This is a genomic window from Mesorhizobium sp. M0659 (assembly GCF_040320605.1).
Lineage (GTDB): Bacteria > Pseudomonadota > Alphaproteobacteria > Rhizobiales > Rhizobiaceae > Mesorhizobium.
In genome coordinates, this window is the sequence record NZ_JAMYPY010000006.1 from 16,176 (window position 1) to 42,513 (window position 26,338).

Genomic DNA, 26,338 nt, shown 5'->3' on the forward strand with positions numbered 1-26,338 from the left:
TGGCGTCTATTGTTCGCTTCTGCGCAGATTTTGCACTTCGTGTTCCAAAACTCTGGTGCGAACTAGGCTTGAGGCCGCATCAGCAATCGTCGTCAATGCTTCGCGTTCGGCTCCACTTAATGTTCGCGGCACCATGTCGATGACGCAGATTGAGCCGAGGACAAAACCGAGGGGGTCGCGAACTGGGGCACCGGCGTAGAACCGAAAGCCATACGGTGCGCACAGCGTGGGGTTCTGGGCCAGATTTTCGAGTTTCGTGAGGTCTTCGAGTACCGTTAACTCGTTGGCGATGAGCGTCTCATTGCAGAATGCCCAGTCTCGTGGTGTTGCGTTCCCGTCGAAACCTACACGAGATTTGAACCACTGCTCGGTCTGTGTGATTAGCGTGAACATGGCAATGGGGGCGCTGGTGGAGTGCGCTGCCAGTCGAACGAGGCGGTCGAATGCGAGATCCGGCGCGGACCCGACCAAGCCCATAGTCGCCACGGCTTTCAATCGTGCGTCTTCATTCCACGGCGTTCGGAATGCCAGACGCTCCGTCGCCCCACCGCCGTTCGACAGCAGGTACCCGACAATCGTAGCCGATGTCGCCGAGACGTCGGGCAACATTTTGGTCCGAATACGGTTCGCACCAACCGCGACTGGATTAAGAGCGTTTCGAATGCTTGAGCTGATGATAACAGTATTCTTGAATCGGACATCATGCTCAAGAGAATAAGCCAATCTCCTGCGAGACTTTTCATCTGTGTTTTCGATGATGACAAGCATGGGCGGGATAGATGCGAGCGAAGTGCGCAAAGTCTCGATGTTTTCCGAAACATCGACGATTAGACCCAATGCCGGCAGACCGGCAGCGCGCCACCGCTCGCCCCGGCCTTCACCAGCAAATATCATCGCGTGCGCTCGGACACCAAGATCCTCGTGGACGGCATCTTCTATCAAATCCAATACCGCTTGACGTGGTATCCGCCGATGTCCACCGGGTGTCTTCCAGGACGGCAGTTGGCCACTTTCCACCCATAGCTGCGCAGTTCGGGTTGACACACCCAGCAACTCCGCAGCGTTGGCTGTCGTCAAAACCTCTTTCACGTCATCGTCCACTTTTGCAGCAATGATATAGTAAAAATGGTAAATTTGCAAGAAAATGCAATTGCTCACAGGGCCACCAAGTGCTCATTCGTCGCTACGGTGCTCGACGCGCAATGCGTCCGGAGCGACGATAGATGGACTCCTTGTGCCTTCAAACCGCGGCAGCCCGGTTCTCCAGGCTCGGACAACCAACGCAACTTATCGCGAGCGGAACCCCGCGACGGACCCATCCGACACGCTGCTTCCGCCTTGCCTCGTAGCGAGCGAGTGCTGATGTCTTCCGTCCGCGCCAGTTCGTCGGCGAGAAGGATGGCGTCTTCTACTTGCATCCCCGCCCCCGCCATGTTGGACAGGCGATGCGTGGGGGGCTGTCTTTTTGCAGTTCTGAATCCTTGGTCCACGCCACTCGCTCAAGGAGTGGCGATTCCTATCTAGACTTTTTCGTGAGACCGGGCCGCAGGCTCACGCGGCGAGTCGACCAAATCCGTCAAGAACTCCGACAAAAGGATGTTGACGACGTCAGGCGCTTCCCAGAATGGCGAGTGCGATGCGTCGGCAATCCGGTAGCATTTCCCGCGCCAAAGACTTGAGTAGGGAACACTTTCGATGTAGTCGAGGTTGACAATTCGGTCTTCAACGCCGTTGACGATGGCTGTTGGCACGTTGGTGCTGGTCAACATCTCGCGTTGATTTGCCCCTGCACCTCGCGCTGCTCCAGCAAATAGCGTGCCCCTGAATTCCCGGTCAGTTCGTTCGACTGCACGCTGCATGAAGGGCTCGTAGTCGGGACCGAAGACAGTTTTCGCAAATCTTTCCGCTTGCTCTACGGTAATCACAGGCTGTGAGCCTAGCCCATCCAAAGGCTTGCCAAGGAAACCGTCGCCCATATTCGTTCCCACAGCTGGCGTGCCCATAAGAAACAGCCCTTGGGGGATCGTCGACTGAGCAAGCAACTCAATCGCCAAATGCCCGCCAAGGGATGCACCGACGATGGCAGCAGTGCCTACACCCATCTTATCGAGAAGTTCAATGACGAGATCGGCGAGGCCAGGAAGGGTGTAGGTTCGCACCGGATCGGTCGCATCGCTTGAATCGCCATGGCCTGGTAGGTCGAACGTGATCAGGTGGTGGTTACCGAGCAATGGGGAAGTGAGCTGTTTGCGGAAGACCTGCCTGCAGGCCGAATTTCCATGGATGAAGACGACGGCTTCGCCCTGCCCTTTGCTCTCGACGGCAATCCTGCCATGGGATGTTTCGACGTCCTGACGCTTTGTAGTTTGCATAACTATGATCTCCTCAAGCCAATCCTGTCGCGCTGGAAGTTGCGATGGGGCGGAGCCTCCCCCGCAAAAACGAACAGTTTTCAAGGGTGAATTTCGCGGCCGGGGCCACTAGCGACTGCGACGTCGTGCGTCTGCGTCATGCCGTGTTGCGCGCGGATCAGATCCGCGGCCCGCTCCCCTATGACCACACACGGCGCCATCGTGTTTCCGATGGTGATGCGCGGCATGATGGAGGCATCCGCGATGCGGAGGCCATGTATGCCATAGACCCTGAGTTCGCTGTCGACCACCGACATGCTGTCGAGACCCATCTTAGCCGTGCACGATTGATGCCAATAGGTGACCGCAGATTTGCGAATAAAATCGATCATCCCGGCCCGATCACGCGGACCCGGCGCCACTTCGCTGGCAACCAGCGGGGTGAAAGCCTGACTGTTTCCGACTTCACGGCACAACTCTACTGCCGTCAGGGCCGCGACCATGTCTTCGGGCTCGCTCAGCGAGTTAGGCTCAATGGAAATCGGGGCTCCCGCGTCGGGCCCTGAAAGACGCAGGCGTCCGCGGCTCTTAGGCTGCGCGAGGCCGGCAAACATTGTCCAGCCATACTCCGGCGTGGCTATCTGCGCCTCTGCAGGCGCCGGTACAGGGAACTCGAGCTGGCATTGCAGGATGTCCGGGTGCCTAAGGCTGGCATCGCTCTTCCAATAAAGCGTTGCCTCGCAGCCACCGCCGCCGACTCCCTGCGGCTCGCGGTATGCCCAAGTGCAACCGAAAGCGAGATGATCCTGATGGTTACGACCAACACCGGGAAGGTGCTGGATAATAGAAATCCCATGGGCTCGTAGTTCATCCTCAGGGCCTATGCCGGACTGCATCAGAACCTTCGGCGTATGCACGGCCCCGAGGGATAGGATCGTCTCGTATCGCGAACGGAATCGGCGACGCTTACCGCCGACGAAGGCCTCAACCCCGACCACCGTCCGGCCCTCAAAAAGAAGCCGTGTGACCAGCGCGTCGGTGAGGACTGCCAGGTTCGGATGCGTCATCATTGGCGAGACGTATGATCGGAACACCGATTCCCGCTTGCCACCGTTTATGCGCAGTTCTGCGATGGAAGCACCACCTGTCCCCTCCATCATTTCTCCATTGGGGCTGTCGAAAACAGGTATTCCTGCGAGGTCTGCTGCATTGACAAGCGCCTGTGCGACCGGCTGGGGCGCGCTTGGCTGCGCGACATGGACCGGGCCACCGGTGCCCCGGCGGAACGGATCGGGCGCACCCTTCCAGTCTTCGATCCTGCGGTAGTAGCCGAGGACCGATTTGTAACCCCAACGCTCGTCACCTGACTCCGCTGCGAAATGGTCCCAGTCTTCCCTATGGCCACGCGCCCACACCATGACATTGATGCTCGAGCCGCCGCCAAGGCCCTTTCCCATACTTAGCGGCAGACGTCGGCCGGCAAGTTCCGGCGCGGGTTGGCCGACAAAACCCCAATCGCGCTCGCCGCCGAGATTGAGCGGCCATTGCAAGGGGTCCGAGACTGTCTCGGCGACGTCGTCTCCCCCTGCCTCCAGCAACAGCACCCGCGCATTGCCGTCTTCGGCGAGGCGAGCTGCGACCACCGATCCGCTGGAGCCGGAACCGCAAATGATGAAGTCGAATTCCTGGTGATCATGCACGGTGGGTGTGCGGGTCAGCTGCTGTGTTTTCTGTTCCAAAGGTCTCTCTCGATGTTCATGTCACGGGGTCGCTAGATAGCCGCACTAAGTTTCAAATACAACAGGATTATCAAATCTATCATATTTTACGAGTTTGCGAGTTCGCTAACTCGGGTCATCGCTCTGTCTAACGACGACACGAGGCTATCTGGAGTGGAGGATTGCGACACCCCCGCGGCTTTGGTGTGTGGCCTGTGCCAAGCGGGCCCGCAATCCGCGGGATGAAAGCAGAGAACGCGACTCATAGATCGGCCCAAACCAGTAAGAACCACGGAGAATGGCATTTGGCCGAATCCAACCCACATACACTTTGCCATTTGAGATCTGAGACCGGCAACGCCAAGCGTCGCAGAATGAATCGGACATGAGGCGCCTGAGCTTCGGTTTATGCTCGTCCCAGGGTCAGTCGCTATTCCTGGATCGGGCCGCAGCATGGACCCTGGCCATTGCCAGGAATGCTTTCACACCCGCCGACAGGTTTCGGCGACCCGGGTAGTAAAGGCAGAGTCCGGGAAACGGTGGCGTCCAGTCTTCAAGCACGCGAATGAGGCTCCCGGCCTCGATATCCTCGATGACACTTTGTTCCATGAAAAATCCGATGCCTGTGTGTTCCAGGACGGCCACCCGTGAGAGGTTTGCCTCATCGAGGATTATGGAGCCCCGGACATCGATCTGCGCCGACTCTCCGTCCTTCTCGAAGCGCCAGCGGAAGAGCGACCCATCCGGCAACCGGACTCGGATGCATTGGTGATTGAGGAGATCCGGCGGCACCAGCGGAGTACCATGCGTGTCGAGGTATTGGCGAGAAGCGACGGTGGCATATCGCTGCGGACGTCCGAGCGGGACCGTAATCATGTCAGTGGGGACGAGACCCGCGACCCGGACACCAATATCGAAACCGTCAGCCACAATGTCGACCAGCCGGCCTTCAGTCACGATATCGACGACCATGTCCGGATATCGACGAAGGAACTCGAGGACCAGCGGCGAGATGACGTCTCGCGCGGCAAATGGGGCTGCGTTGATTCTTATCGTGCCCGACGGCGTGTCACGCTCCGAACGCACCGCCTCAAGCGCGCCCTCAATGTCCCGGAGGGCGGGACCGACCTGGTCCACAAACAGTCGGCCTGCGCCGGTCAACGAAAGGCTGCGGGTTGTGCGATTGAACAGACGTACGCCCAGGCTGGCTTCGAGCTTTCCTATCGCGAGGCTCAGCGCAGTCGTGGACATATTGAGATCGATAGCCGCCGCCCGAAATGTGCCCCGTCGCGCGATGGCGATCACGGCATTAAGTTCGGTCAAGCCAGCTTTCTCCATTGTCCCGCCTTTCGATATTCCTCATCCCGCTTTGTCCCACTTATCTGCATAATTGTCGAGTGCTACCTTCCTTCATGAACGAACGATCCATGAGGAAGACAAACATGAATATCCACGATGCAGGTCACTTCGCCTTCGAGCGCGACATCGCGTCGGGAGCACGGTGATGGCCGATTTTCTCAACCTCAAAGGCAAACGTGTGCTTGTCACGGCCGGCACCAAAGGGACCGGCAGAGCCACTGTCGATCTGTTGCGTAGTCTGGGTGCCCAAGTGATGGCGACTGCGCGTTCGAGACCGGACGGCTTTCCGGAGAACCTTTTCACCGGGGCCGATCTCACCACTGCGGAGGGTGCTTTGAAAGTGTCGAATGCAGTTCGAGAACGCCTCGGCGGTCTCGACGTCATCGTGCATATGCTCGGTGGTTCATCCGCCCCCGGCGGCGGCTTTGCCGCGTTGGACGACAGCCAATGGGAAAATGAGCTGAATCTGAACCTGTTTCCGGCCGTCCGTCTCGATAGAGCACTCGTGCCAGACATGGTCGCTCAAGGCAGCGGTGTCGTGATCCACGTCTCGTCGATCCAAAGGATGTTGCCCCTGCCGGAGTCAACGACCGCTTACGCTGCGGCGAAGGCCGCTCTGTCAACTTATAGCAAAGCCCTGTCGAAAGAGGTTTCGCCGAAAGGCCTGCGGGTGGTGCGCGTCTCGCCAGGGTGGATTGAAACTGAAGCTTCGGTTCGCCTCGCCCAGCGCCTGGCCGAACGGGCTGGTAAAGATTACGAGGCCGGAAAGCAGTTGATCATGGATGCACTGGGCGGCATCCCCCTCGGCCGCCCTGCGAAACCCGAGGAGGTCGCAAATCTGATCGCCTTCCTGGCCTCCGACCGCGCCGCGTCGATCACAGGCACCGAATACATCATCGATGGCGGGACCGTCCCGACGGTGTGAGCAGGCGATTTCTCAAGAAACCTTAACAGAGCGAAGGAAAAACACATGCAGTACTATCAAGTCTTGATCAGTGCCGAGCAGACCGTTCAGGCAAACCGAATTCTGGACGCGTTAATGGCCAGGCAGCTGGTGCTCGGCGGTCCGGTCGTTGGCGGCCCTGCCAAGTTTCTCTGGAACTTCAATGAGAGCGATGTTGCGGAGGGCCTGCGTGAGCACAAGCTATTTACGGTAGAGCAGGATTACAACTACATTATTACCTATACTCGCGAAGACCTGAAAGACGAGTTGATCGATGTCGCTGAGTCTGCATCGCTCGAAGAAGTCTGCATGATCTCGTTGATGCCGATGGAGATGAACAGGGCACTGCGCAACCTCCTCGACAGCACATTCGAGGGTCGCGGCCACGGCGGCAACCCTGATCCGGTCGATGCGGTCGCGGCGCTGACCTTCGTGGCGAAAGACATGGTTTCATCGCGCACCAAGAGCTCGACTGGTGAGCTGGGTAGCCGTCGCTAGGCTTCCCTTTAACCTGAGGCGCGATGGCAGTTTGCGTTGCCGCCGCGTCCCTCGCGTCCACCCATCCAAACACGTCATCGAGGAGAATGATCATGGCTATCGAACTGCCAAAAGCGATTGCAACCTATTTTGCGGCGGACGAGAAAAACAACGCCGACGAGGTCTCGCGGTGCTTTGTCGAGACCGCTTTCGTCAAGGATGAAGGTAATACCTATCTGGGGCGGGATGAGATCCGAGATTGGAAATACAACTCATCCAAGAAGTACGAATACACGGTCGAGCCGTTCGAGATCACGACTGACGGCAGGCGGACGGTGGTCACAAGCCATTTGACTGGCAATTTTCCCGGCAGCCCAGTGGACCTACGTTACTTTTTCGTCATCGACGGCGACCTTATCCAAGAGCTGGAGATCACCACATAGTCTAACGCGGTTGATGTCACACCAGAATTTGGGCGAGACTGCCAAACAATCGGTCCGCACTCTGAAGTCCGAAGGAGGAGTGCCATCCTCCGGACTTCGCTCTAAAATCGCTTGAAAGCCTTGTCATCTAAAACGACAGAAGACATCCTTGGTGGTAGTGACCCATCGCTAGGTTCAACAGCTTGAATTGGGCTACCGGAAAAGGTCCGCTGGGGCCAATTCCTGAGCTTGGCGTGGAGTACCCAAAATGTCCGCTGTTTCGTTGGGTATATGCTGACCCGCCGCTCCGTTAGGGCTCGGTCTGCCAGACGCGGTCACGGCGCGGCCGGGACGGTTTCGTCGACCGCCGAGTGTCGCGCCGCTAGATGCCGGATGAGAAAATTCGTCATCACCGCCACTTTACGCGGTGTGTTGCCGCCGCCCGCGCGCACTACCTGGAGGGGCGTGGGAGGCGGCTCATTGGCGGGAAGCAATCTGACCAACTCCCCTCGGCTGATGTGATGATCTGCCAAGAAGTCGGGCAGCATGGCAATACCCATACCCGCGACCGCCGCTGATAGTATGGCAAGGCCGCTGTCCGCTTGAAATCTGCCATGGGGATGCAGTTTCTTGACCTTTCCCCGGTATTTGACGTACCAGGCGCTCGTCCCCAGCAGCAGCGCGTCGTGGTGCTGTAAGTCATCCAGCGACTCCAACGTACGGTGCTGGGCGAGATAGTCCGGGCTGGCGACGATCCTGCCTTCGACTTGGCCAATGCGCCGGGCGACCAATGTCGAATTCGGCATCATGCTTATGCGCACAGCAGCATCATACCCGCCCCCGACCAAATCCACGAGCGCGTCGCTGAAGGATACTTGAAACTGAAGCTTGGGATGGGCTCGTACCATTTCAGCCATGACCGGCGCCAGCGTCGAGCCGAACGACAGGGGCGCGGCGAGCCTTAGAAGTCCCCTAAGCTCGCCGTCCGATGAGACCGCTTCTCGAGCAGCTTCCAGTTCGGCGATGACACGGGCGGAATGATCGCGAAAAGTAGCCCCCGCCTCCGTCAAGGTTGCGCCGCGGGTCGTTCGACGAAGGAGTTGAGTACCGAGTTCTTGTTCGAGTCGAGTAAGCCGCCGGCTTACGATCGATTTCGACAGCCCGAGGTGACGTGCACCCGGCGTTATCCCGCCATATTCGGCGACGGCGACAAAGCTGCGCAGTTCCTCAAAATCGAACATGGGGGACGCCTGAAGAGGTTGCCAATTCTCGCCCTCTGAAGCGTCGCTCTTACTTCAGCGTTGCCGAAATTGCAACATTGAAAGCGGAATCCTGGGGCTAACCTGCTGAGCTCGCCTTCCTTACGTCTGCTCTGACATCTGACAAAGGAGGCTCTCATGCATAATATTCTTGTTATCAATAGCAGCGTGTCGGGCAACGACAGCGTTTCTCGCCTGCTTGTCGCCGACGTTGTTGCGGCGGTTACCCGGCTCAATCCCGGCGTCCGCGTAACGGAACGCGACCTAGGCGCGAAGCCTGTTCCGCATCTCACGGCCGATAATGTCGAGGGGGTGCGTGGTTCGCCCGCCACGGACGAAGAGCATCAGAGCCGAAAACTTTCAGACCAGCTTCTTGGGGAACTGCGCGCCGCCGATACCATCATCTTTGGCGCGCCCATGTATAATTTCGGGCTGCCAACCGGCCTACGCGCCTGGTTCGATTATGTGCTCCGGGCGGGCGAGACTTTTTCTTATTCCGAAGCGGGCCCGAAGGGCCTCCTGGTAGGTCGGCGAGCGATCGTGGTCGAGAGCCGGGGCGGCTTCTATTCGGACGGTCCTAGCTCGGCGATAGATTTTCAGGAGCCCTATATCCTGCATTTGCTCGGCTTCATGGGCATCACCGACGTCACCTTCATCAGGGCCGAAAAGATCGGCTTCGGGCCCGAGGCCCGCGAGGAAGCCATCGCTGGCGCGCGCGAGGAAATCGTGAGGCTCGCCCGGCGAGTGGCCGCTTTGGCGGCTTAACTCCAATGGAGAAAACCATGACACGAACGCCATACGGGTACGTGGCGCCGCCCAACCCCACCTCGCGCGCAAATCCCGAGCGTGGTCGCCTTCACCCGATTTTTCGGCACCGGGTCTCCCATCAGCAACACGAACGGACCCCTGTCCTCCGGTCGCCGGGGCGTAACGATCTCGACGATGGTGTAAGAGCTGGCGACCAGGGTGCGCGCGTCGTGCTCTGTGCCGGTCAGCGGCTTCACGAGCGCGTCCTGGAACGGCCCGTTCGTACCCAGATCACTGGCGAAATCGCCGCCTCTATCTTGAATATCGCGAGGCTCGTTTCAAGCAGCGAGGTGGCCGCGAGTTCTATGCGTGCTCCGCGCGAGCGCGGCTCGGGCGATCTCGCGCCCGCTTGTGGGCATGCATTTTTATCCAAGGAGTAGAAAGATGAGTAAGATTTGGCTTGTTACGGGGGCTGCCTCTGGGCTTGGCCGAGAGATAGCGCGAGCAGCGCTGGAACAGGGTGACACCGTGTTGCTGGCCGACCGTCGTACTGATGGCGCTGCCGAACTTGTCACCACCTATTCAGATCGCGCCATTGCGGTAGAGATGGACGTCACGAACCAGTCGCAGGTCGATAATGTCGTTGCCGATGCGATCAATCGGTTCGATCGGATCGACGTTCTGGTCAATGCAGCAGGTCGTGGGCACATCGGCTCAGTAGAGGATACGCCCGAAAGCGACCTTCGATCGCTTATCGAGTTGGTACTCTTCGGTCCGGTGCGCCTTACCAAGGCCGTCCTGCCTCACATGCGGAGTCGTCGCACCGGTGCCATCGTTCAGATCAGTAGCCAGGCGGGCCAGATGTCGGTGCCAGGTATGTCGAGCTACTCCGCTGGCAAGTTCGCCCTGGAGGGCCTGTCCATCGCGTTGGCGCAGGAAGTCTCGGCGCTGGGGATCAAGGTGATGATCGTTCAGCCCGGAGCGATGAGGACCAATTTCGCCGGACCCGCCATCAGTGAATCGCCCATGACACCGGATTACCGCGATAGCGTAGGCAAGCTGCGCCAGCATGTGGACGAGGTCGCTGGCAAGGAGCCCGGCGATCCGGTGAAGATCGCACATGCGATCTTGGCTGCGCTTGCCGCTGAGAACACTCCGGTGCGCCTTGCGATGGGCAACAGCGCGCTCGACACGCTGCTCGCTGCAGATCGGCAGACCCATAACGAACGCATCAAGTGGGAAGGCCTGAGCCGAAGCACCGACTTCACGGCCTGACCGTCGTACCAACAAAAGGAGACCTGAGATGACGCGCATGGAAGGAAAGACTGCGATCGTCACCGGCGGCGGCAAAGGCATGGGCGAGGCCGCGGTCCGCCTCCTTGCCGCCGAAGGCGCCAACGTCGTTATCGCCGTTGTCGATGCTGACGCTGCCGATGCTCTCGCCTCGGAGCTCGGCCCGAAGGCGCGGTTCGAGAGACTGGACGTCCGATCGCCGGAGCAATGGGATGAAGTGGCCGATAACACCGAAAGCTTCTTCGGCTCGGTCGATGTCCTGGTCAACAACGCCGGCATCGCGATCCCTTCAATTCACGTGTCGGGGGACGCCTTGATCATAAGCGAACGCCGCGGGGTGACCCGCACCCTCACCACAATGAGGATCGCTGAGCCATCACAGTGCACATGAAAACCAGCCTGCAAGGCGCCACTAGCCGCGCCTGGCGGCAAGAGATACGCAAAAGGAAATAACCATGGGACGTGTAGCCGGAAAAACAGCGATCGTCACGGGCGGCGCGATGGGCATGGGCGAAGCCTCGGTCCGGCGCCTCATCGCCGAGGGCGCGAACGCAATCATCGCCGACGTGGACGCTGATGCAGGGAGCAAGCTTGCGTCCGAACTGGGACCAAATGCCGTTTTCGAAAAGCTCGATGTGCGATCGGCCGAGGAATGGGTCGGCGTCGTCCAGCGCACGGGGAAGCGGTTCGGCACCGTGGACATTCTCGTCAACAATGCAGCGATCGCGGATCCCGCGCCGCTAGAGCAATGGGACGTCGCGCGGCTGCAGCGCACCTTGGACGTGAATCTGATCGGGGTCTTCAACGGCATCCAGGCCGTGGTCCCGGCGATGAAGCGGGCTGGCGGCGGATCGATCGTCAATATCGGCTCCGTCGGCGCGCTGCAGGGCATTCCCAGGATGTCCGGCTATGTCATGTCTAAATGGGCGGTCCGTGGGCTGACAAAAGTCGCCGCGCTTGAACTCGGCGCGTACGGAATCCGCGTGAATGCGGTGCATCCCGGACAGACCAATACGCCGATGACCCGCGGCGTCACGTTTGACGTAAGCAATATTGCGCTCGGTCGCGTGGGCGAGCCCGACGACATCGCCGCTATCGTCCTATTCTTTGCTTCCGACGATTCCCGCTTCGTCACCGGCGACGAAGTGGCCGGCGACGGCGGCCAATCGGCCGGCCCGGCCGGCTATCAGGGCCTACCCAAGTGATCAGCGCAGGCCGGTTGCATCGTCCCGTACGAAAATAGAAAAGAGGTTCCCATGCGACAGCGCTTTGCACGAACCCCGGTTCGTGCCGGCGTGCTTTCTCAGCGCACGCAAGCACCTCGCCACCATTTTGGAATAATGACGACCCGGTCGTCCCGTTCAAAAGGAGTATCCAATGAAGTTTCTCTATAGATTCGGTGAACCCGCTTATGCGCTGGTCCGCGTAATGAGCGGTCTGATGTTTCTAGCTCATGGCGTCCAGAAATACTTCAATTTTCCAACTGACTACCCCTATCCGCCGCTCAATCCGTTATTGTATTCCGCAGGCGCGATTGAATTGGTCGCAGGCAGTCTGATCGTGCTCGGACTGTTCACTCGGCCTGCCGCGTTCTTGGCGAGCGGAATGGCCGCAGTCGGCTATTGGTACGGTCACGGTCTGAACAGCTTCTCTCCAATTGTGAATGGCGGCGAGACCATCGCACTATATTGCTTCATCTTTCTTTATATATCCACGGCTGGGGGCCGACGTTTCAGTATTGATGCGATGATTGGGAGAAGCTCGAAGGGATCAGGACTGCCTTCAACTTCAATCGGAGGGGCGTGATGGCTAAGGACAAAATGGCTCGCCACTGGATTGACGAAGAGTGGCATAACGGCGGAGACTTGGAGCAGTGCTCCGATCGATAGTCGAAGTCCGGCAAGCCGGCGACCAGCGGGTCATCCAAGGTGGTAGCCAGGCAGCCGTGGTAGCCGCCGAGGCCGAGGCCGCGGCGCACCGCGTCCCCAGATTGTGCGCAGGCATCCCGCACGAGCGTCTCGCCGGTGATGATCGGCAACACTAGGTCGGCATCGTGTAGCGTCTTCGACGCAAGATGTTGAGGTCGTTGGCGCGCCAGTAGTTCGCTGACGATGTGGGCACTGGCTTAAGGCTCGTGTCGTTTCCACCGCCCCAGACGATGATGGCCTTGCGCATGGGTTGACCCTGCCTGCCGGAAATGTTGCCTCGACATACCGTGCGGAACTGCTCAACGCAAGGGTCGAGCGCCTTCGCCGCCCTGCCGTTTCCAGCAGTCCTCCGCTGAGAATATCTCGACTTCCTGCGGTCCGTGATAGCCGGCCTGTTCGATCAGCGCGCGGATGCCTTTCAGGTCGATGATGCCGTCGTCCATCATGCCGCGGTCGAGCAGGAGATCACGGGTCGGCACCAGCCAGTCGCAAATATGGTGAGCCAAGATTTCCCGGCTGCGCCGCCCTTGGCCTTGCGCTGCAAGCTTCGGGGTCCCACCAGACATGGTAGACGTCGAAAACGACGCCGATGCCGTCGCCGAGCTGGTCGCAGATGTCGAGCGCCTGCTCTAGCGTGTTCACGCAGGCGCGGTCGGCTGTACAGATGGGTGCAGCGGCTCGATGGCCAGCCGCATGCCCGCCGCGCGGGCGAAAGACAGCAGCTCCGCGGAAAGCGCCGACTTTGATTTTTCTTCTCCCATGGCTTCAAGACCTCCAATGCCTGGATCGCAAAGCCGGGCAGCATTAGTTGCGCTGGTCGGGCCGACCGGATCGGGCGAGTCGAGCTGCATGGCGCTGGTGCACCGCTTCTACGGTGTCTGGTCGGGCGAGGTGCGGGTCGGCACGCGAGGAAATGGTGCGCGCCGCGCAGGCTGTCGGCGCGCACGACTTCATCGAGCATCTGCCGGACGGCTACGACACTGAGCTCGAGCAGCGCGGCGGCAATCTCTCGCTCGGTCAGCGCCAGCTCATCAGCTTTCGCGCGCGCGGGTGGCGGATGCAAAGATCCTGGTACTCGACGAGGCTACGGCCAGATCGATTCCTACACCGAGATGTTGATCCAGAACGCGCTGGTCACGCGGCTGGAAGGCCGCGCTGGGCTGGTGATCGCCCACCGGCTTGCGACCATACGCGGCGCCGAGCGCATCATCGTGATGCAGAACGGCGAGATCGTCGAAAGCGGCAGCCACGACCAGCTGATGGCCAACAAAGGCCTCTATGCGCGCCTCTACAACATGAATTACGCTCGTTTGACGACACAGCCGCGCCTGCCGGCAAGGCGACGTAAAGGCACGCAGGTTGAACCACTGCCCCCTATCCTCAGGCCGCGAACTTGAAACGGCAACGGTCATGCCGACCATCGCAGGCGCAGTAAGTCTCCTCGCAGTCAACTGCTGTCGGGTCCGCAAGGCCGAGCAGGAAGGAGAAGGCGCCGGTGACAAAGCCTTCGAACATGTAGCAGACGAGCTGTCTGCGCTGCTGCCCCGCTTCGAGGGCGAAGATCGAATTCCTGAGGCTGATGCTGCCGCGACGGCCGGCGACATCCAGCACATCGATCGAGAACTGACCCCAGCCGCGCTGCGACAGGCGCTGAAAATAGTGGCGAACCGTCGCCTCACGGTCGAGGCCCTTGTCGCGCACCTGCGCCTCGCACCATTCGGCTGCGGATTTGGCGGTCGCCGGCCGCAGGATGGCGCGATAGGCCTCGCGGCCGAGGGCTGCCTCGACCGCGAGATGATTGTTCACCAGGAAATGCCTGGGCAAATAGACCATCGGCAGCCCGTCGGTCCGCCAGATGCCGCTTAGCTCATCGACATCGATCGGAACCACGGGCTGCATGGCGGCTGCCGATTAAGCCGCTTGCCGCTGCGAGGCGACCGAGGCCGACTGGTCCTTGTAGAGCTCGCCGTCCTTCATGATGACGATGAGGTTCTTCTCATGCACCATCATGTCGACATCCTTCAGCGGGTCACCATTGACCAAGAGAAGGTCGGCGATGAAGCCTTCCTTGACCATGCCGAGTTCGTCGCCAAGCCCCATCACCTGGCCGCCGAGCCGCGTGCCGCACTGCAGCGCTTCGCTGGGCGAATATCCCAAGAGGTCGACGAAGTGCTTCAGGTCGCGCGCATTGGTGCCTTGCGGCGTCTGCGCGAAACCATAATCGCCGCCGATCAGCGCGCGCACGCCGCGCTTGCGCAGTTCGGTGTAGACCTTGCGGCTGTCATCGAGGATGCGCTGCATGCCGAACTTCACCGCCATCTCATGCGTGAAGCCGAAGGGCTCGCCCTCATAGAGCGTGCCGTAGATGATGCCGATCGCCGGGCCGACGAAGATACGGTCCTTGGCCGATTCCAGCGCATCGAGTGCTTCCTCGTCGGCGGACTCGCAGTGGTAGATGACGTCGACGCCGCACTTCACCGCGCGCTTCACGGAACCGGCGGCGCGGGCATGGCAGTTGATCTTCTTGCCGAAGTCACGCGCCACCGACACCGCCGTCATCACTTCGGCCTCGCTCATGACGGTCAGGCCGCCGTGTGCTGCGGGGCTGAGGTCGTCACCGGAAATGTTGATCTTGATGTTGTCGGCGCCTTCGCGGCAGCACAGCCGCACCGCCTTGGTGATCTCCTCGACACCGTCGGCGATCATGCCGAAGCTCTCGTGATACATGTGCTGCTGGCGCTCGTCGCCGAGACCTCCGGTGACCGTGATCTCGGGGCTACCGGCGCGCATGCGCGGCCCCGGCAAGCGGCCTGCGTTGATCTCGTTGCGGATGACGATGTCGAGCCTGAGTTTCGAGGTCGCGGCGCTGTAGGCGCTGGTGAAGCCGTGATCGAGCAATGTCTTGGCGTTGCGCATGGTGAGCAGCAGATGCTCCTCGGGCGGGATCAGGCCAAGATCGGAATCCTTGATCGCGCCGCCGAAGGAGATATGGGCATGGCCTTCGACAAGGCCCGGCATCAGCGTCATGCCGCGGCACTCGACGGTCGTTGCGCCCTCGCCCGACAATTGCCCGGGTGTGCGCGCGATGGTGACAATGCGGCCATTGTCGACCAGCAGATCGGCCGGATAGGCGTCAGCCCCCGTGCCGTCCCAGATCATGGCATTTCGAAACATCACTCTTGTCATGACATCGTCCTTTCGCGTTTGGCGGGTTACTGATTGACGGCTTGCCGGGCGGCGACGTCGTCGGCCACGACATTGGACAGGATGCCGACGCCTTCGAGCTCGATCTCGCAGACATCGCCATGCTTCATGAACAGCTGCGGCTTGCGCGCCATGCCGACGCCGGCCGGCGTGCCGGTGACGAGGATGTCACCAGGCTCCAGTGTGATCGCTTCGCTGATGATCGAGATCAGTGAGGCGACGTCGAAGATCATGTCGTTGGTCGAGGCGTTCTGGACGACCTCGCCATTGAGCCGCGTCTGGATGCGCAAGCCCTTGCCGCCCGGCGGCAATTCGTCCGCCGTCACGAAGATCGGTCCGAACGAGCCGGTGCCGTCGAAATTCTTGCCGACGGTCCATTGCGGCGACTTGGTCTGGAAGTCGCGGATCGAGGCGTCGTTGAAGATGGAATAGCCGGCGACGTGGCTGAGCGCCTGGGCCAAGGGAATGTGGCGGCCGGCCTTGCCGATGATGGCAACCATCTCGCCTTCGTAGTCGAGCTGAATGGAGGCTTCCGGGCGGCGGATTGCCGCGCCATGCCCGATCAGGCTGCTCGAAAAACGCGCAAACAGCGTCGGATAGGCCGGCGGCGTAAAACCGCTTTCGATCGAGTGGTCGACATAGTTGAGGCCGACGCAGATGATCTTGCCCGGGGTCGCGATCGGCGGCAGCCATTCGACCGTCTTCGCATCGATCTTGCGACCGCAGGCCAGCTTCTCGCCGGCGGCGTGGAGCGCTTGCCCGCCTTCGGCGATCAGTTCGTCCAGCCAGCCCGGAAACATCGCATCGCTGGCGTCGATGCCGCGGAACTCGCCTGCCGGCAAGGCGATCGCCAGCCCAGGTCCCTGCGACGATTTATAGACTGCAAATCGCACTGGCCACATCCTCGTTTGTGAAGGCTGGACTTTGTTGAGAAATTATATATCTGTCAACAGAGAATATATTATTTTGCATTCTGATTTCTGGCTGAGATAATGTATCAAGGCTCCTCAAGGAACGGATTCGGCCGCGGGCAAGCGAATGGCTAGGGAAGGCTCGATCAATCTCACCCAGGGCGCGTATGAAGATTTGCGCGCCGACCTGTTGTCGTGCCGGATCGCGCCGGGCAGCCGGCTCAAGGTCCAGGAGCTCTGCGACCGCCTGTCCGTCAGTCTCGGCGCCATCCGCGAGGCGCTGTCGCGGCTGACCTCGGAAGGCCTTGTCGTGGCCGAACCGCAGCGCGGCTTTCGCGCCGCTCCGATCTCGGCCGAGGACCTGCTCGACCTCACCAAGACGCGCATCCAGATCGAGACGCTGTGCATCCGCCGCGCCATCGAGGTCGGCGATGTCGCTTGGGAATCGCAACTGGTCGCCGCACTCCACCGGCTGTCGCGAACGCCCGAGCACACGCCCGACGATCCGGTGCATTCGAGCGACGAATGGGCGACCGCGCACGCGACCTTCCACAAGGCGCTGGTGGCCGGCTGCGACAGCCACTGGCTGCTGCGCCTGCGCGACCAGCTTTACGACCAGAGCGAGCGCTATCGCCGCCGCTCGGTCTCGCTGGCGCCAAAGGCGCGCAACATCATCAAGGAACATCAGGACCTCGCCGCTGCCGTGCTCGACCGCAATGCCGAGAAGGCCGCCGAATTGCTGGCGGCGCATCTGGCTGTCACCACCGATATCCTGCTGGCGGCGGAGGCCTCCGACCTGCCGGCGCCAAAGACGAAGGTGCGGGCGTAGCGCTGCATTTCCAAATCCCTCCGGCAACAAAACGCCGCCCGTGCAAACGAGCGGCGTTTTGCGTCACTGGTTACTGGCGCAGATTGGTCCAGATCCGGTCATAGGCGCGGATCGCCTTCTCGTCGCAGGACGGCGCGAAGGTGATCTTCAGGTGGGCCGGCGGATTGAACTCCGGCGAACCGCCAATGTCGGGCGCCAGGAACTTGTTGGAGCCGGCGATCGCGCTCTGGTAGCCGGTGTATTTCTGCTGCAGCGCGATGTTTTCGGGATCCATCAGGAAGTTGAGAAATTTTTTCGCGTTCTCGACATTGGGCGCGCTGGTCGGCACCGCGACATTGTCCATCCAGCCGACAACGCCTTCCTTAGGATAGACGTATTTGACCGTCGATTTCTGCTGCCGTGTTGCCAGCGCCTTACCGGACCACTGCTCGTGCATGACCGTCTCGCCGGCAACCTGGCGCTCGACGATGCCGTCGGAATTGTAGACTTTGACGAAGGGCTTCTGCGCTTCGAGCAAGGCGTTGAGCTCCTTCAGATCGGCCGGATTGCTGTTGCACTGATCCTTGCCGAGATAGACCAGCGCCAGCGACATCACCTCGGTCGGCGAGCCGAACATGCCGACCTTGCCCTTGAGCTCCGCCGGTGGATCGAACAGCGGCTTCAAACTGTCGGTCGGGCCTTTATAGACGGCGGTGTCGACGGAATAGGAGGTCGTGCCCCACACCCACGGCACGGTGTATTTCGCATCGGGATCCCAGGGCCGGTGCTGCCATTCCGCATCGACGTTCTTGAAGTTCGGCATAGCGCCTGCGTCGACTTCCTGGAACAGCTTCTGCTTGACGAAGATCGGCACGAAGTCGTTACTGATGATCATCACGTCATAGCCGGCGGCGCCGGAGCTGAGCTTGGCGAGTGCGGTCTCGTTGGAATCGTAGGTATCGATGGTGACCTTGATCCCGGTCTCGGCCTCGAACTTCTTGATCATTTCGTCCGACGTGTAGTCGGTCCAGTTGTAGATGTGCAGCTCGCCGGCATCTGCGAGTGCCGTGGTGGTGATTGCGCCGAGCATGGCGGCGGCAAGCGCGATCCTCGAAAGTCCTTCTTTCCATTTGGTCACGGTCGTTCTCCTCTGGTCTGTTTTCTTGTTTTCTAGGCAAATCTGTTGCGCCGTCCGACGAGCAGCGCCGCGGCGACGAAGACGATGGAAACGGCAAGCAGGATGGTGGAGATGGCGTTGACCTCCGGCGTCACGCCAAGCCGCATCATGCCGTAGATGTAGACAGGCAGCGTGGTCGATCCGGCGCTCGACACCATCATCGAGATCAGGAAATCGTCGAGCGAAACGACGAAGGCCATGATGGCGCCGGCAGAGATCGCAGGCAGCAGCAGAGGCAGTGTTATCAGGCGAAACAGCCGCCACTCATCGGCATAGAGATCGCGTCCCGCCTCCTCCAACGTGCCGCCCATGTCGCGCAGCCGCGCCTGGATCGGCAGCAGCGCGAACGGGATGCAAAAGACGGTGTGGGCGATCATCAGATTGAGCAACCCGTGATGCATGCCGAGGCCGGAAAAGAAGATCAGCGTGGTGATCGCCACGACGATCTCCGGCACCACCAGCGGCATCGCGATCAGCGCAGTTGCCGCCCCGCGCCCGAAACGCAACCGGCCGCGCTCCAGCGCAATCGCGCCGGCCGTGGCAATGGCCGTCGAAGCAATGGTCGCGACAACGGCGACGATGACGCTGTTGTAGGCGGCGTCGCGGATCGCACCATTGTTGGCGACCGCGACGAACCATTTGAAACTGAAGCCCGCCCACACCGTGACCAGCCGGCTCGAGTTGAAGGCATAGATCACCAGGATCAGCAGCGGCGCGTAGAAGAACAGAAAGATCAGCGCGGTGTAGGCTGACAGGCCGGGCGTGTGGCGCCAGTCGAAAGGCTTTGCGCCGGTCATCGCTGGTCCTCCTGTGCACGGCGCGAGCGGATGACGAAGACCGTCAGCACGACGACCGTCACGACGGTCGAAAGGGCTGCGCCAAACGGCCAGTTGCGCGATGAGGTGAACTGCATCTGGATCAGGCTGCCGATCAGCAGCTTCTTGCCACCGCCGAGCAGGTCGGGCGCCAGGAATGAGCCGAGCGCCGGCGCAAACACCAGCGTGGCGCCGGCCAGCGCGCCGGGCCGCGCCAAGGGCCAGACGATGCGGCGGAAGACGGCGGCGCGGCTGGCGTAGAGGTCGTGCGCAGCCTCGATCAGCCTGATATCGATGCGCTCCAGCGTCGAATAGATCGGCAGCACCATGAAAGGCAGGAAGGTGTAGACGAGGCCGAGCAGGATCGAGCCGTCATTGTAGAGCAGCGGCAGCGGATCGGAGATGATGCCGGCATGGCGCAGCGCACCATTCGCCAGCCCCTCGTCGCGCAGGATCAGGATCCAGCAATAGGTGCGGATCAGCGTGTTGATCCAAAACGGCAGCGTGACCGCGAACAAAAGGATCCGCCGCCGCTCCGGCGTCTGGCAGACAATATACCAGGCAACCGGCAGGCCGAGCACGAGGCAGATCAGAGTGGTGGCGACGGCGAGATAGATCGAGCGCAGGATGATCAGCGCATAGCTCGGCGAAAACACCAGGCTGTCGTCGAAATCGCGCTGGTAGAGGAACTGCAGATAGGCGTCGAAGGTCGCCGGCTGGGTGACGCCGCCATAGGGATTGGCGGTCATGAAGGAATAGCCGACCGCCAGCAACAGCGGCAGCACCATGAAGATGCCGATCACCAGCATGGCCGGCGCAATCAGGAGCCAGGTGCGGTTCGGACCCATCTCAGTTGGCCAGCTCGCGTTCGGCAGCCCGCGCCCAGTCGACGACGACCCTGTCGCCTGTCGAAAGTGCTGCACCACCGCGCGAGCGCGAATGCAGCTTCGCCCCCTCCTCCAGCACGACCTCGTAGAGCGTGTCGGAGCCGAGGAAAGTGATGGCCGAGACCGCGCCCCTGGCGTGCCCCTTGGTGCCGTCTGATGCAGGCGACACCACGATGTGCTCCGGCCGCACGACGATGGTCTTCGCCGGATCCCGGCCAAGCGCAGCGCCCGGCAAGAGGTTGGACTCGCCGATGAAGTCCGCGACAAAACGGTCCTGCGGATTGTCGTAGATGTCGCGCGGCGTGCCGACCTGTAGCACGTCGCCGCTGCGCATCACCGCGATGCGGTCGGACATGGCGAGCGCCTCTTCCTGGTCGTGTGTGACCAGCACGAAGGCGATGCCCGTCTCGCGCTGCAGCCGCTTCAGCTCGCTCTGCATGCCCTTGCGCAGTTTGAGGTCGAGCGCCGACAGCGGCTCGTCGAGCAAAAGCACGCTCGGCTTCGGCGCCAACGCACGCGCCACCGCGACGCGCTGCTGCTGGCCGCCTGACAATTGCGCCGGGCGCCGTGTGGCGAAGCCTTCGAGCCGCACCATTTCCAGCGCTTCCTTGACCCGCTCGTCGATCAGCGCGTTCGGCGCGTTCTGCATTTGCAGCCCGAACGCGACATTCTCGGCGACGCTCATATGCGGGAACAACGCGTAGCTCTGGAACACCGTGTTGACCGGCCGCTTCTGCGGCGGCAGCGCGGCGACATCATTGCCGGCGATGCGGATGGCGCCCGTGCTCGGCGCCTCGAATCCGGCGATCAGCCGCAACAGGGTTGTCTTGCCGCAGCCCGACGGCCCCAGCAGCGTGAAGAACTCATTGTCGTAGATTTCGAGGCTGACTTCCTTCAGCGCGTGGACGGGCTCGGCATCCCTGGGCACGAAGGACTTTGACACGCTGTGGATGTCGATCATGACCGGCACATTCCTGGACTGCGTTTGAGATGGCCTTGAGGGCCATCACGGTCGTCTGGCGCCGCATCTAAAAATTCGCTCCAAAATTATATTTGTCAACGGATAATATATTGTTTTTGCGGTTCGACAGGCGAATGTGTGGCGGACACCGTTCTGACCTGCCCCAGAGCCCTTTGCGCTCAGAGCACCTTGCCGCTTTCAGGGTCGAGCAGGTGCATGTGACCCATGCCGAGCGACAGCGTCGCCATCTCGCCGGGCTTCGGCGTCGCTGCCGGATCGATGCGCGCCGTTGCCTCGGCACCGGCGACCAGCACATGCAGCAGCGTCTCCATGCCCATCGGCTCGACGACCTCGACCGGCACCTTGATGTCGACGCTATCGGGCCGCTCGCGTTGCTCGGTGATGTGCTCGGGACGCAGGCCGAATTCGAGCTCGCGGCCGACATGGGAGGCATAGCGCGCGGTGCGGGAAGCAGGCACGGCGAGCGCAGTGCCATCGCCGAGCACCACCGCTTGCCTGTCGCCACGCGCTTCCAGCCGGCATTTGAAGAAGTTCATGCCGGGGCTGCCGATGAAGCCGGCGACGAAGCGGCTGGCCGGCTCATGATAAAGATCGTTGGGCGGCCCGATCTGTTCGATGCGTCCCTTGTTCATGACCACCACACGGTCGGCGAGCGTCATCGCCTCGACCTGGTCGTGGGTGACATAGACCGTGGTGGTGGCGACCATCTGGTGCAGCTTCTTGATCTCGGCGCGCATCTTGACCCGGAGCTTGGCGTCGAGATTGGAAAGCGGCTCGTCGAACAGAAAGACCTTTGGTTGGCGCACCATGGCGCGGCCCATGGCGACGCGCTGGCGCTGGCCGCCGGAGAGCTGGTGCGGCTTGCGGTGAAGAAGCTCGCTGAGGTCGAGAATGTCGGCGACACGGGCGATGCGTTGCTTCACCTCGGCATCCGGCACTTTGCGGATGCGCAGGCCGAAGGACATGTTCTGCGCCACCGTCATTTGCGGGTAGAGCGCGTAACTCTGGAACACCATGGCAATGTCGCGGTCGCGTGCCTGGACGTTGTTGACGAGCTTGCCGCCGATAAGGATCTCGCCGCCGCTTGGCCGATCAAGCCCCGCCACCATGCGCAGCGTCGTCGACTTGCCGCAGCCGGACGGACCGACGAGGACGACGAACTCGCCTTCGGCAATGTCGAGGTCGATATCGTGCACGACCTTCAGGTTCTGATAGCTCTTGGAAATCTTGCGCAGTTCGACATCGGCCATGGCGCTATTCCTTTGCCGTCGGCGCGAACATGTCGAGCGCCAGTGCCGCAGTGCCGATCACGCCGGCATCGTTGCCATGCTCGGCCGCCACGATCACCGGCGGCCGGCCCGGCTTGAGCAGCACGAAATCCCGAACGTTCTTGGCAATGCGGTCGGTGAAGAACGGGCCGGCCAGCGACAGGCCGCCGCCGATGATCGCCGCCTCGATGTTGAGCATGTTCGACATGATGCCGATCATCTGGCCGAGCCAGCGCGCCACTTCGTCGACGACCTGCAGCGCGATCGCATCGCCTTGCTTGGCGAGATCGACGACGGTCTCGGCGTCCTTGGCATCGGTATCAGGCTTGAGCTGACGGTAGCGGTTGACCAGCGCGCGGGCACTGGCGAGGTTCTCGACCATGCCCGGCACCGGGTCGGCGATGTCGGTGCGGGCCGGGTCGAGCGAGATGCAGCCAAATTGCGGCGGCAGGCCATCCGGGCCATCAATGACCTTGCGGTCGATGACCATGGACCCGCCAATGCCGGTGCCGAGCGTCAGCAGCGCAAAGCGTGAGAACGGACGCCCGGCGCCATGGCGCATTTCGCCATGCGTGGCGCTGACGGCATCGTTGCTGACAACGGCCGGCACGCCGAACCGGATGGAAAACAGTTTCGACAGCGATCCTTTCAGCAGCGCCGGGATCGCCGGGCAACGGCCGTTGAGCGTGCCGGTCACGGGATTGGGCGTGCCCGGCACGCCGATGCCGATGGCCGCGATGTCGGGATAGGCTTTTCTCAGCGTCTCGGTCGCTTCTGTGACCAGATGGACGAAATCCGCGAACTCGATATCGCGGTGTACAGGCACGGCACCACGTGCCAGCACCTTGCCTGAACCGTCGACGGCGCCGAGCTTGACCAGGCTGCCGCCAATGTCGATTCCGATCGCGGTAACCATCACGCCTCCTTGCGGATGCGCACGTTGAGCCGCCGTCCGAGGTTGGGGTAGATCATCTTGTCCGGGTCGATGCCGCGCGCGATCGCCAGCTCGCAGCCATACCATTGCAGCGGCATCGGCGCCCAGCTTCCGGCGAGCCACTGTTGTTCCGGCGCGGTCGGCCAGCTGACATCGAGGTCGAAACGGGTCGGGTGGCCGGAGAGGTTGAGGACGACCGTGCGCGGTCCAAGCTCGGCCAGCGCTTCGCCGAGATTGGCGGCAACCTTGGCCTCGGTTTCGGTCTGCGCGATAGCGATCACCAGGCTGTTGTCCGTCGTGCCGTAGACATGGCCGTGCAAGGCCTCTTCGGTGTCGAAGGCAGAGGTCGGCACGCCACTGATCTCGGCGATCTTGAGCGATGCTTCGAGCGCGGTGCCGAGATGCGTCGCCTGGCCTGCGACCAGGATATAGTCGGGTACGCCGAAGCGAGTGACCAGATCCTTCGCCGCGGCAAGACCGGTTTCAGCCGTCTGCTCTAGTTGCGTGAGCAGGCCCGACACATCGAGCTTCTTGCCGGCGAGCTTCGCCGCAACCGCCAGCACCGAAATGACCGTGGCGGTGTAGCCCATGGTCTTGGGGCCGACCGTCTCCGGGCCGATCGGCATGACGATGATCTCGGCCCCGGTTTCGGTAATCAGGCTGCCGGCCTCGCCGGTGACGACGAGCGTTGGAAATCCCAGCTCCACCGAGAGACGCACCGCTTCGATCGTGGTGATGCTCATGCCGGACTGCGACGCCGCCAGGACCAGCGTGCGCTGGTCCGATGCCATGGGCGGCAGGCGAAGGAACGCTTCCGGCTCCTTGGCGATCACCGATGCGCCCGTGCCCTCTTCCAGCGCCTCGGCGCCGGCCAGCAGCGCATTCATCGACGAGCCGGTGCCGAGCAGCACGATCCGCTGCGGCGCCTGGCGCAGGCTCGCAAAACCGTCGAGCTCCGCGCCGATCGAGGCGGGCAGGCTGGTGAGCGTCGCGGGCTGCCGGCGGATGTATTTGCCTATCTGCATCTCAATGTTCCATCAGTTCGAAATGTCGGAAATTACTTGCTGTAGCCCTTGCTCAGGCCGCTGATGAATTGCCGCGAGAACAGGGTGAACAGCAGCACCAGCGGCACCGCGCCAAGCGTCAGCGCGGCAAGTAGCGCCGGATAGTCGTTCATGAATTGGCCGACGAATTGCTGCACGCCGAGCGTCACCGTCTGGTTCTGCCGGCTTGGCGCCAGGATCAGCGGAAACCAGAGGTCGTTCCAGACCGGCAGCATGGTGAGTGCCGCGACCGCGGCGAGGCCAGGCCGGACCAGCGGCAGCACGATCCAGAACGTGCGCAATTCGCTGGCGCCGTCCATGCGCGCCGCCTCCTTGAGATCGGTCGGCACGGTGCGGAAATAGGTGACCATCAGCGTCACCGCGATCGGGATACTCATGGCGGTGTAGACGAGGATGAGCGCGGCCAGCGTGTCCATCAGCCGCCAGGCGAGCATCATCTGGATCAGCGGGATGGTGCCGAGCCGGATCGGCAGCATGATGCCGAGCACGAACAGACCGCCAAGCAGCGACGCCAGCCGCACCCGGTATTCGACCAGCGCAAAAGCGGCGAGCGTCGACAGCACCACGGTCAGCCCGATCGTCGTCACCGTGACGATCAGGCTGTTGCGGTAATTGACGATGAAATTGCCGCGGGTGAAGACGCGCTTGTAGCCCTCGAGGCTGAAGGTTTTGGCCGTCGGCAGATCGAACGGCCCGCCAAAAATCGCCGGCGTCGTCTTCAGCGAATTGATGATGACGATCAGCACCGGCCCGATGGCAAGCAGCACGAAGACGATCAGCAGCGCATGCACGATGATGCGCTCGACCGTCCAGGGTTCGCGGTCCTGGCGGCGGCGGGTGGCGCGTATCATGAGGTCCGGGGCGCTCATCTCAGCTCCTAGACCGAATAGGATTTCAGGCGGCGCTGGATCAGCCAGAAATAGGCTGCGGTGACCAGCAAGACCGTGAGGAAGATGACCGTGGCGACCGCCGCACCCAGATCGAGATCGGCAAGCTGCCCGCTCGAGCCGAAGAAGGTGCGGTAGAAATAGGTGCCGAGAATATCGGTGCTGTAGTTCGGCCCGGGCGCCGAGCCGTTGAGCGCGAACACCAGGTCGAAACCGTTGAACGTCCAGATGTAAGTCAGGATCGCGATTAGCCCGAATTGCGGCGCAATCAGCGGGAACTTGATCTTCCAGAAGGTCGTCCAGCCATTGGCGCCGTCGATGTTGGCCGCTTCGACCAGCTCGTTGGGCACAGCCAGCAGCGCGCTGTACAGGAACACCATCGGGATGCCGAAATACTGCCAGACCGACATCAGCGAGATGGTGGTGAGCGCGGTCCATTCCGTGCCCAGCAGCGGGAAGCCGACCAGTCCCCAGAGCGGGTTGATGATCAGCCGCCAGACGAAGCCGACGATGACCACCGACAGCGTCGCCGGGATGAACAGCAACGTGCGATAGATGCCTTCCGAGCGCGCCAGTTTGCCCGAGGTCAGCAGCGCCGCCAGCAGCAGGCCCATCGGCACTTCGACGATCAGATGGATGGCGAAATATTGCATGTTGTTGAGCAACGCATTCCAGAAGCGGGCGCTGATGGTCGGGTGCGTGAACAGGCGCTCGTAATTGGCGAAGCCGACAAAGACGTCACCCGCGCCGCTGGTCTGGAAAAAGCTCATGACGATCGACGTCGCCAGCGGCAGCACGGCAAAAACCAGATAGACGGCCAGTGCCGGCAGCACGAACAGCAGCAGGTTTCGATAGGCGGCAGCGGGAGATATCAACGTAAAACCTCATCTTCACGCCGACCATC

General features: G+C 61.5%; 26 protein-coding genes and 2 pseudogenes. 10 read left to right on the plus strand and 18 right to left on the minus strand.

Annotation, left to right across the window (positions count from 1 at the left end):
* Window positions 1-6: 6 nt before the first annotated feature.
* The 4 genes from NKI31_RS11700 to NKI31_RS11715 all read right to left on the minus strand — a co-directional run bounded on the left by NKI31_RS11700 (window position 7) and on the right by NKI31_RS11715 (window position 5,407).
* The gene (locus tag NKI31_RS11700; protein WP_352651550.1) at window positions 7-1,158 is read right to left on the minus strand and encodes a helix-turn-helix domain-containing protein; all 1,152 of its coding nucleotides are present in this window, start codon (window positions 1,156-1,158) and stop codon (window positions 7-9) included.
* Between the two features lie 362 nt (window positions 1,159-1,520).
* The gene (locus NKI31_RS11705; RefSeq protein WP_352651551.1) at window positions 1,521-2,372 is read right to left on the minus strand and encodes an alpha/beta fold hydrolase; all 852 of its coding nucleotides are present in this window, start codon (window positions 2,370-2,372) and stop codon (window positions 1,521-1,523) included.
* Between the two features lie 80 nt (window positions 2,373-2,452).
* Entirely contained in the window at window positions 2,453-4,090 is a 1,638-nt protein-coding gene (locus NKI31_RS11710) for a GMC family oxidoreductase (protein WP_352651552.1), read from the minus strand.
* Between the two features lie 402 nt (window positions 4,091-4,492).
* Window positions 4,493-5,407 (minus strand): LysR family transcriptional regulator, encoded by a 915-nt coding sequence (locus NKI31_RS11715; RefSeq protein WP_352651553.1) that lies wholly within the window; start codon window positions 5,405-5,407, stop codon window positions 4,493-4,495.
* Between the two features lie 166 nt (window positions 5,408-5,573).
* Between NKI31_RS11715 and NKI31_RS11720 the strand changes: the two genes are divergently transcribed.
* From NKI31_RS11720 to NKI31_RS11730, 3 genes are all read left to right on the plus strand, one after another.
* Window positions 5,574-6,353 (plus strand): SDR family oxidoreductase, encoded by a 780-nt coding sequence (locus tag NKI31_RS11720; RefSeq protein ID WP_352651554.1) that lies wholly within the window; start codon window positions 5,574-5,576, stop codon window positions 6,351-6,353.
* A gap of 45 nt (window positions 6,354-6,398) precedes the next feature.
* On the plus strand, window positions 6,399-6,869 hold the full coding sequence (locus tag NKI31_RS11725) for a hypothetical protein (RefSeq protein ID WP_352651555.1): 471 nt from the start codon (window positions 6,399-6,401) through the stop codon (window positions 6,867-6,869).
* 92 nt (window positions 6,870-6,961) lie between these two features.
* Window positions 6,962-7,291 carry a nuclear transport factor 2 family protein gene (locus tag NKI31_RS11730; RefSeq protein ID WP_352651556.1) on the plus strand — a complete coding sequence of 110 codons (330 nt, stop codon included), beginning with the start codon at window positions 6,962-6,964 and terminating at the stop codon, window positions 7,289-7,291.
* Window positions 7,292-7,605: 314 nt separating this feature from the next.
* On the opposite strand, the gene NKI31_RS11735 is transcribed toward NKI31_RS11730, so the two are convergent.
* Entirely contained in the window at window positions 7,606-8,511 is a 906-nt protein-coding gene (locus NKI31_RS11735; RefSeq protein WP_352651557.1) for a LysR family transcriptional regulator, read from the minus strand.
* A 156-nt stretch (window positions 8,512-8,667) separates the two neighbouring features.
* On the opposite strand from NKI31_RS11735, the gene NKI31_RS11740 reads away from it, so the two are divergent.
* From NKI31_RS11740 to NKI31_RS11760, 5 genes are all read left to right on the plus strand, one after another.
* Complete coding sequence (locus NKI31_RS11740; protein ID WP_352651558.1) at window positions 8,668-9,294, plus strand: FMN-dependent NADH-azoreductase; 627 nt, start codon at window positions 8,668-8,670, stop codon at window positions 9,292-9,294.
* Between the two features lie 426 nt (window positions 9,295-9,720).
* The gene (locus NKI31_RS11745; RefSeq protein WP_352651559.1) at window positions 9,721-10,551 is read left to right on the plus strand and encodes an SDR family NAD(P)-dependent oxidoreductase; all 831 of its coding nucleotides are present in this window, start codon (window positions 9,721-9,723) and stop codon (window positions 10,549-10,551) included.
* 28 nt (window positions 10,552-10,579) lie between these two features.
* The gene (locus NKI31_RS11750; protein ID WP_352651560.1) at window positions 10,580-10,960 is read left to right on the plus strand and encodes an SDR family NAD(P)-dependent oxidoreductase; all 381 of its coding nucleotides are present in this window, start codon (window positions 10,580-10,582) and stop codon (window positions 10,958-10,960) included.
* 64 nt (window positions 10,961-11,024) lie between these two features.
* Complete coding sequence (locus NKI31_RS11755; protein ID WP_352651561.1) at window positions 11,025-11,774, plus strand: SDR family oxidoreductase; 750 nt, start codon at window positions 11,025-11,027, stop codon at window positions 11,772-11,774.
* Window positions 11,775-11,946: 172 nt separating this feature from the next.
* Window positions 11,947-12,375, plus strand: a complete 429-nt coding sequence (locus NKI31_RS11760) for a DoxX family protein (RefSeq protein ID WP_352651562.1) — start codon at window positions 11,947-11,949, stop codon at window positions 12,373-12,375.
* Between the two features lie 402 nt (window positions 12,376-12,777).
* Here the strand turns inward: NKI31_RS11760 and NKI31_RS11765 are convergent.
* Window positions 12,778-13,225, minus strand: a pseudogene (locus NKI31_RS11765) (TIM barrel protein); the annotation flags it as partial.
* A 79-nt stretch (window positions 13,226-13,304) separates the two neighbouring features.
* On the opposite strand from NKI31_RS11765, the pseudogene NKI31_RS11770 reads away from it, so the two are divergent.
* Window positions 13,305-13,894, plus strand: a pseudogene (locus tag NKI31_RS11770) (ATP-binding cassette domain-containing protein); the annotation flags it as partial.
* Here NKI31_RS11770 and NKI31_RS11775 read toward each other — a convergent pair.
* Genes NKI31_RS11775 through NKI31_RS11785 form a run of 3 tightly spaced genes read right to left on the minus strand, consistent with a single transcriptional unit; the run spans window position 13,878 to window position 16,594 of the window.
* Window positions 13,878-14,396, minus strand: a complete 519-nt coding sequence (locus NKI31_RS11775; protein WP_352651563.1) for a DUF5943 domain-containing protein — start codon at window positions 14,394-14,396, stop codon at window positions 13,878-13,880. The pseudogene NKI31_RS11770 and the gene NKI31_RS11775 sit on opposite strands and share 17 nt — an antisense overlap.
* A 12-nt stretch (window positions 14,397-14,408) precedes the next feature.
* Window positions 14,409-15,683 carry a metal-dependent hydrolase family protein gene (locus NKI31_RS11780; RefSeq protein WP_352651564.1) on the minus strand — a complete coding sequence of 425 codons (1,275 nt, stop codon included), beginning with the start codon at window positions 15,681-15,683 and terminating at the stop codon, window positions 14,409-14,411.
* Window positions 15,684-15,709: 26 nt separating this feature from the next.
* Window positions 15,710-16,594 (minus strand): fumarylacetoacetate hydrolase family protein, encoded by an 885-nt coding sequence (locus NKI31_RS11785; RefSeq protein ID WP_352651565.1) that lies wholly within the window; start codon window positions 16,592-16,594, stop codon window positions 15,710-15,712.
* 145 nt (window positions 16,595-16,739) lie between these two features.
* Here NKI31_RS11785 and NKI31_RS11790 point away from each other — a divergent pair, with 145 nt between their 5' ends.
* A complete protein-coding gene (locus NKI31_RS11790) occupies window positions 16,740-17,441 on the plus strand; it encodes a GntR family transcriptional regulator (protein ID WP_352651566.1) in 702 nt (233 codons plus the stop codon).
* A 70-nt stretch (window positions 17,442-17,511) separates the two neighbouring features.
* Here the strand turns inward: NKI31_RS11790 and NKI31_RS11795 are convergent, their stop codons facing one another.
* The 9 genes from NKI31_RS11795 to NKI31_RS11835 form a co-directional block, all read right to left on the minus strand.
* Window positions 17,512-18,558 (minus strand): extracellular solute-binding protein, encoded by a 1,047-nt coding sequence (locus NKI31_RS11795; protein WP_352651567.1) that lies wholly within the window; start codon window positions 18,556-18,558, stop codon window positions 17,512-17,514.
* 32 nt (window positions 18,559-18,590) lie between these two features.
* Window positions 18,591-19,394 carry an ABC transporter permease gene (locus tag NKI31_RS11800; protein WP_352651568.1) on the minus strand — a complete coding sequence of 268 codons (804 nt, stop codon included), beginning with the start codon at window positions 19,392-19,394 and terminating at the stop codon, window positions 18,591-18,593.
* Window positions 19,391-20,260 (minus strand): ABC transporter permease, encoded by an 870-nt coding sequence (locus NKI31_RS11805; protein WP_352651569.1) that lies wholly within the window; start codon window positions 20,258-20,260, stop codon window positions 19,391-19,393. The genes NKI31_RS11800 and NKI31_RS11805 overlap by 4 nt, the downstream gene beginning before the upstream one ends.
* A gap of 1 nt (window position 20,261) precedes the next feature.
* A complete protein-coding gene (locus tag NKI31_RS11810) occupies window positions 20,262-21,260 on the minus strand; it encodes an ABC transporter ATP-binding protein (protein WP_352651570.1) in 999 nt (332 codons plus the stop codon).
* Between the two features lie 179 nt (window positions 21,261-21,439).
* Window positions 21,440-22,531, minus strand: a complete 1,092-nt coding sequence (locus NKI31_RS11815; RefSeq protein WP_352651571.1) for an ABC transporter ATP-binding protein — start codon at window positions 22,529-22,531, stop codon at window positions 21,440-21,442.
* Between the two features lie 4 nt (window positions 22,532-22,535).
* Window positions 22,536-23,465, minus strand: coding sequence for an ROK family protein (locus tag NKI31_RS11820; protein WP_352651572.1), 930 nt, complete (start codon window positions 23,463-23,465; stop codon window positions 22,536-22,538).
* Window positions 23,465-24,508: an SIS domain-containing protein gene (locus tag NKI31_RS11825; protein WP_352651573.1), complete on the minus strand. Its 1,044-nt coding sequence runs from the start codon at window positions 24,506-24,508 to the stop codon at window positions 23,465-23,467. The genes NKI31_RS11820 and NKI31_RS11825 overlap by 1 nt, the downstream gene beginning before the upstream one ends.
* A 32-nt stretch (window positions 24,509-24,540) precedes the next feature.
* Window positions 24,541-25,398, minus strand: a complete 858-nt coding sequence (locus tag NKI31_RS11830; protein ID WP_352651777.1) for a carbohydrate ABC transporter permease — start codon at window positions 25,396-25,398, stop codon at window positions 24,541-24,543.
* A gap of 26 nt (window positions 25,399-25,424) precedes the next feature.
* The gene (locus tag NKI31_RS11835) at window positions 25,425-26,309 is read right to left on the minus strand and encodes a carbohydrate ABC transporter permease (RefSeq protein WP_352651574.1); all 885 of its coding nucleotides are present in this window, start codon (window positions 26,307-26,309) and stop codon (window positions 25,425-25,427) included.
* Window positions 26,310-26,338 lie beyond the last annotated feature (29 nt).

Excerpts from the sequence above, each read along its gene's own strand:
- NKI31_RS11705 (WP_352651551.1), bottom strand. The coding sequence starts at position 2,372 with ATGCAAACTACAAAGCGTCAGGACGTCGAAACATCCCATGGCAGGATT.
- NKI31_RS11715 (WP_352651553.1), bottom strand. The coding sequence starts at position 5,407 with ATGGAGAAAGCTGGCTTGACCGAACTTAATGCCGTGATCGCCATCGCG.
- NKI31_RS11720 (WP_352651554.1), top strand. The coding sequence starts at position 5,574 with ATGGCCGATTTTCTCAACCTCAAAGGCAAACGTGTGCTTGTCACGGCC.
- NKI31_RS11725 (WP_352651555.1), top strand. The coding sequence starts at position 6,399 with ATGCAGTACTATCAAGTCTTGATCAGTGCCGAGCAGACCGTTCAGGCA.
- NKI31_RS11730 (WP_352651556.1), top strand. The coding sequence starts at position 6,962 with ATGGCTATCGAACTGCCAAAAGCGATTGCAACCTATTTTGCGGCGGAC.
- NKI31_RS11735 (WP_352651557.1), bottom strand. The coding sequence starts at position 8,511 with ATGTTCGATTTTGAGGAACTGCGCAGCTTTGTCGCCGTCGCCGAATAT.
- NKI31_RS11740 (WP_352651558.1), top strand. The coding sequence starts at position 8,668 with ATGCATAATATTCTTGTTATCAATAGCAGCGTGTCGGGCAACGACAGC.
- NKI31_RS11745 (WP_352651559.1), top strand. The coding sequence starts at position 9,721 with ATGAGTAAGATTTGGCTTGTTACGGGGGCTGCCTCTGGGCTTGGCCGA.
- NKI31_RS11750 (WP_352651560.1), top strand. The coding sequence starts at position 10,580 with ATGACGCGCATGGAAGGAAAGACTGCGATCGTCACCGGCGGCGGCAAA.
- NKI31_RS11755 (WP_352651561.1), top strand. The coding sequence starts at position 11,025 with ATGGGACGTGTAGCCGGAAAAACAGCGATCGTCACGGGCGGCGCGATG.
- NKI31_RS11760 (WP_352651562.1), top strand. The coding sequence starts at position 11,947 with ATGAAGTTTCTCTATAGATTCGGTGAACCCGCTTATGCGCTGGTCCGC.
- NKI31_RS11775 (WP_352651563.1), bottom strand. The coding sequence starts at position 14,396 with ATGCAGCCCGTGGTTCCGATCGATGTCGATGAGCTAAGCGGCATCTGG.
- NKI31_RS11780 (WP_352651564.1), bottom strand. The coding sequence starts at position 15,683 with ATGACAAGAGTGATGTTTCGAAATGCCATGATCTGGGACGGCACGGGG.
- NKI31_RS11790 (WP_352651566.1), top strand. The coding sequence starts at position 16,740 with ATGGCTAGGGAAGGCTCGATCAATCTCACCCAGGGCGCGTATGAAGAT.
- NKI31_RS11800 (WP_352651568.1), bottom strand. The coding sequence starts at position 19,394 with ATGACCGGCGCAAAGCCTTTCGACTGGCGCCACACGCCCGGCCTGTCA.
- NKI31_RS11805 (WP_352651569.1), bottom strand. The coding sequence starts at position 20,260 with ATGGGTCCGAACCGCACCTGGCTCCTGATTGCGCCGGCCATGCTGGTG.
- NKI31_RS11810 (WP_352651570.1), bottom strand. The coding sequence starts at position 21,260 with ATGATCGACATCCACAGCGTGTCAAAGTCCTTCGTGCCCAGGGATGCC.
- NKI31_RS11815 (WP_352651571.1), bottom strand. The coding sequence starts at position 22,531 with ATGGCCGATGTCGAACTGCGCAAGATTTCCAAGAGCTATCAGAACCTG.
- NKI31_RS11820 (WP_352651572.1), bottom strand. The coding sequence starts at position 23,465 with ATGGTTACCGCGATCGGAATCGACATTGGCGGCAGCCTGGTCAAGCTC.
- NKI31_RS11825 (WP_352651573.1), bottom strand. The coding sequence starts at position 24,508 with ATGCAGATAGGCAAATACATCCGCCGGCAGCCCGCGACGCTCACCAGC.
- NKI31_RS11830 (WP_352651777.1), bottom strand. The coding sequence starts at position 25,398 with ATGATACGCGCCACCCGCCGCCGCCAGGACCGCGAACCCTGGACGGTC.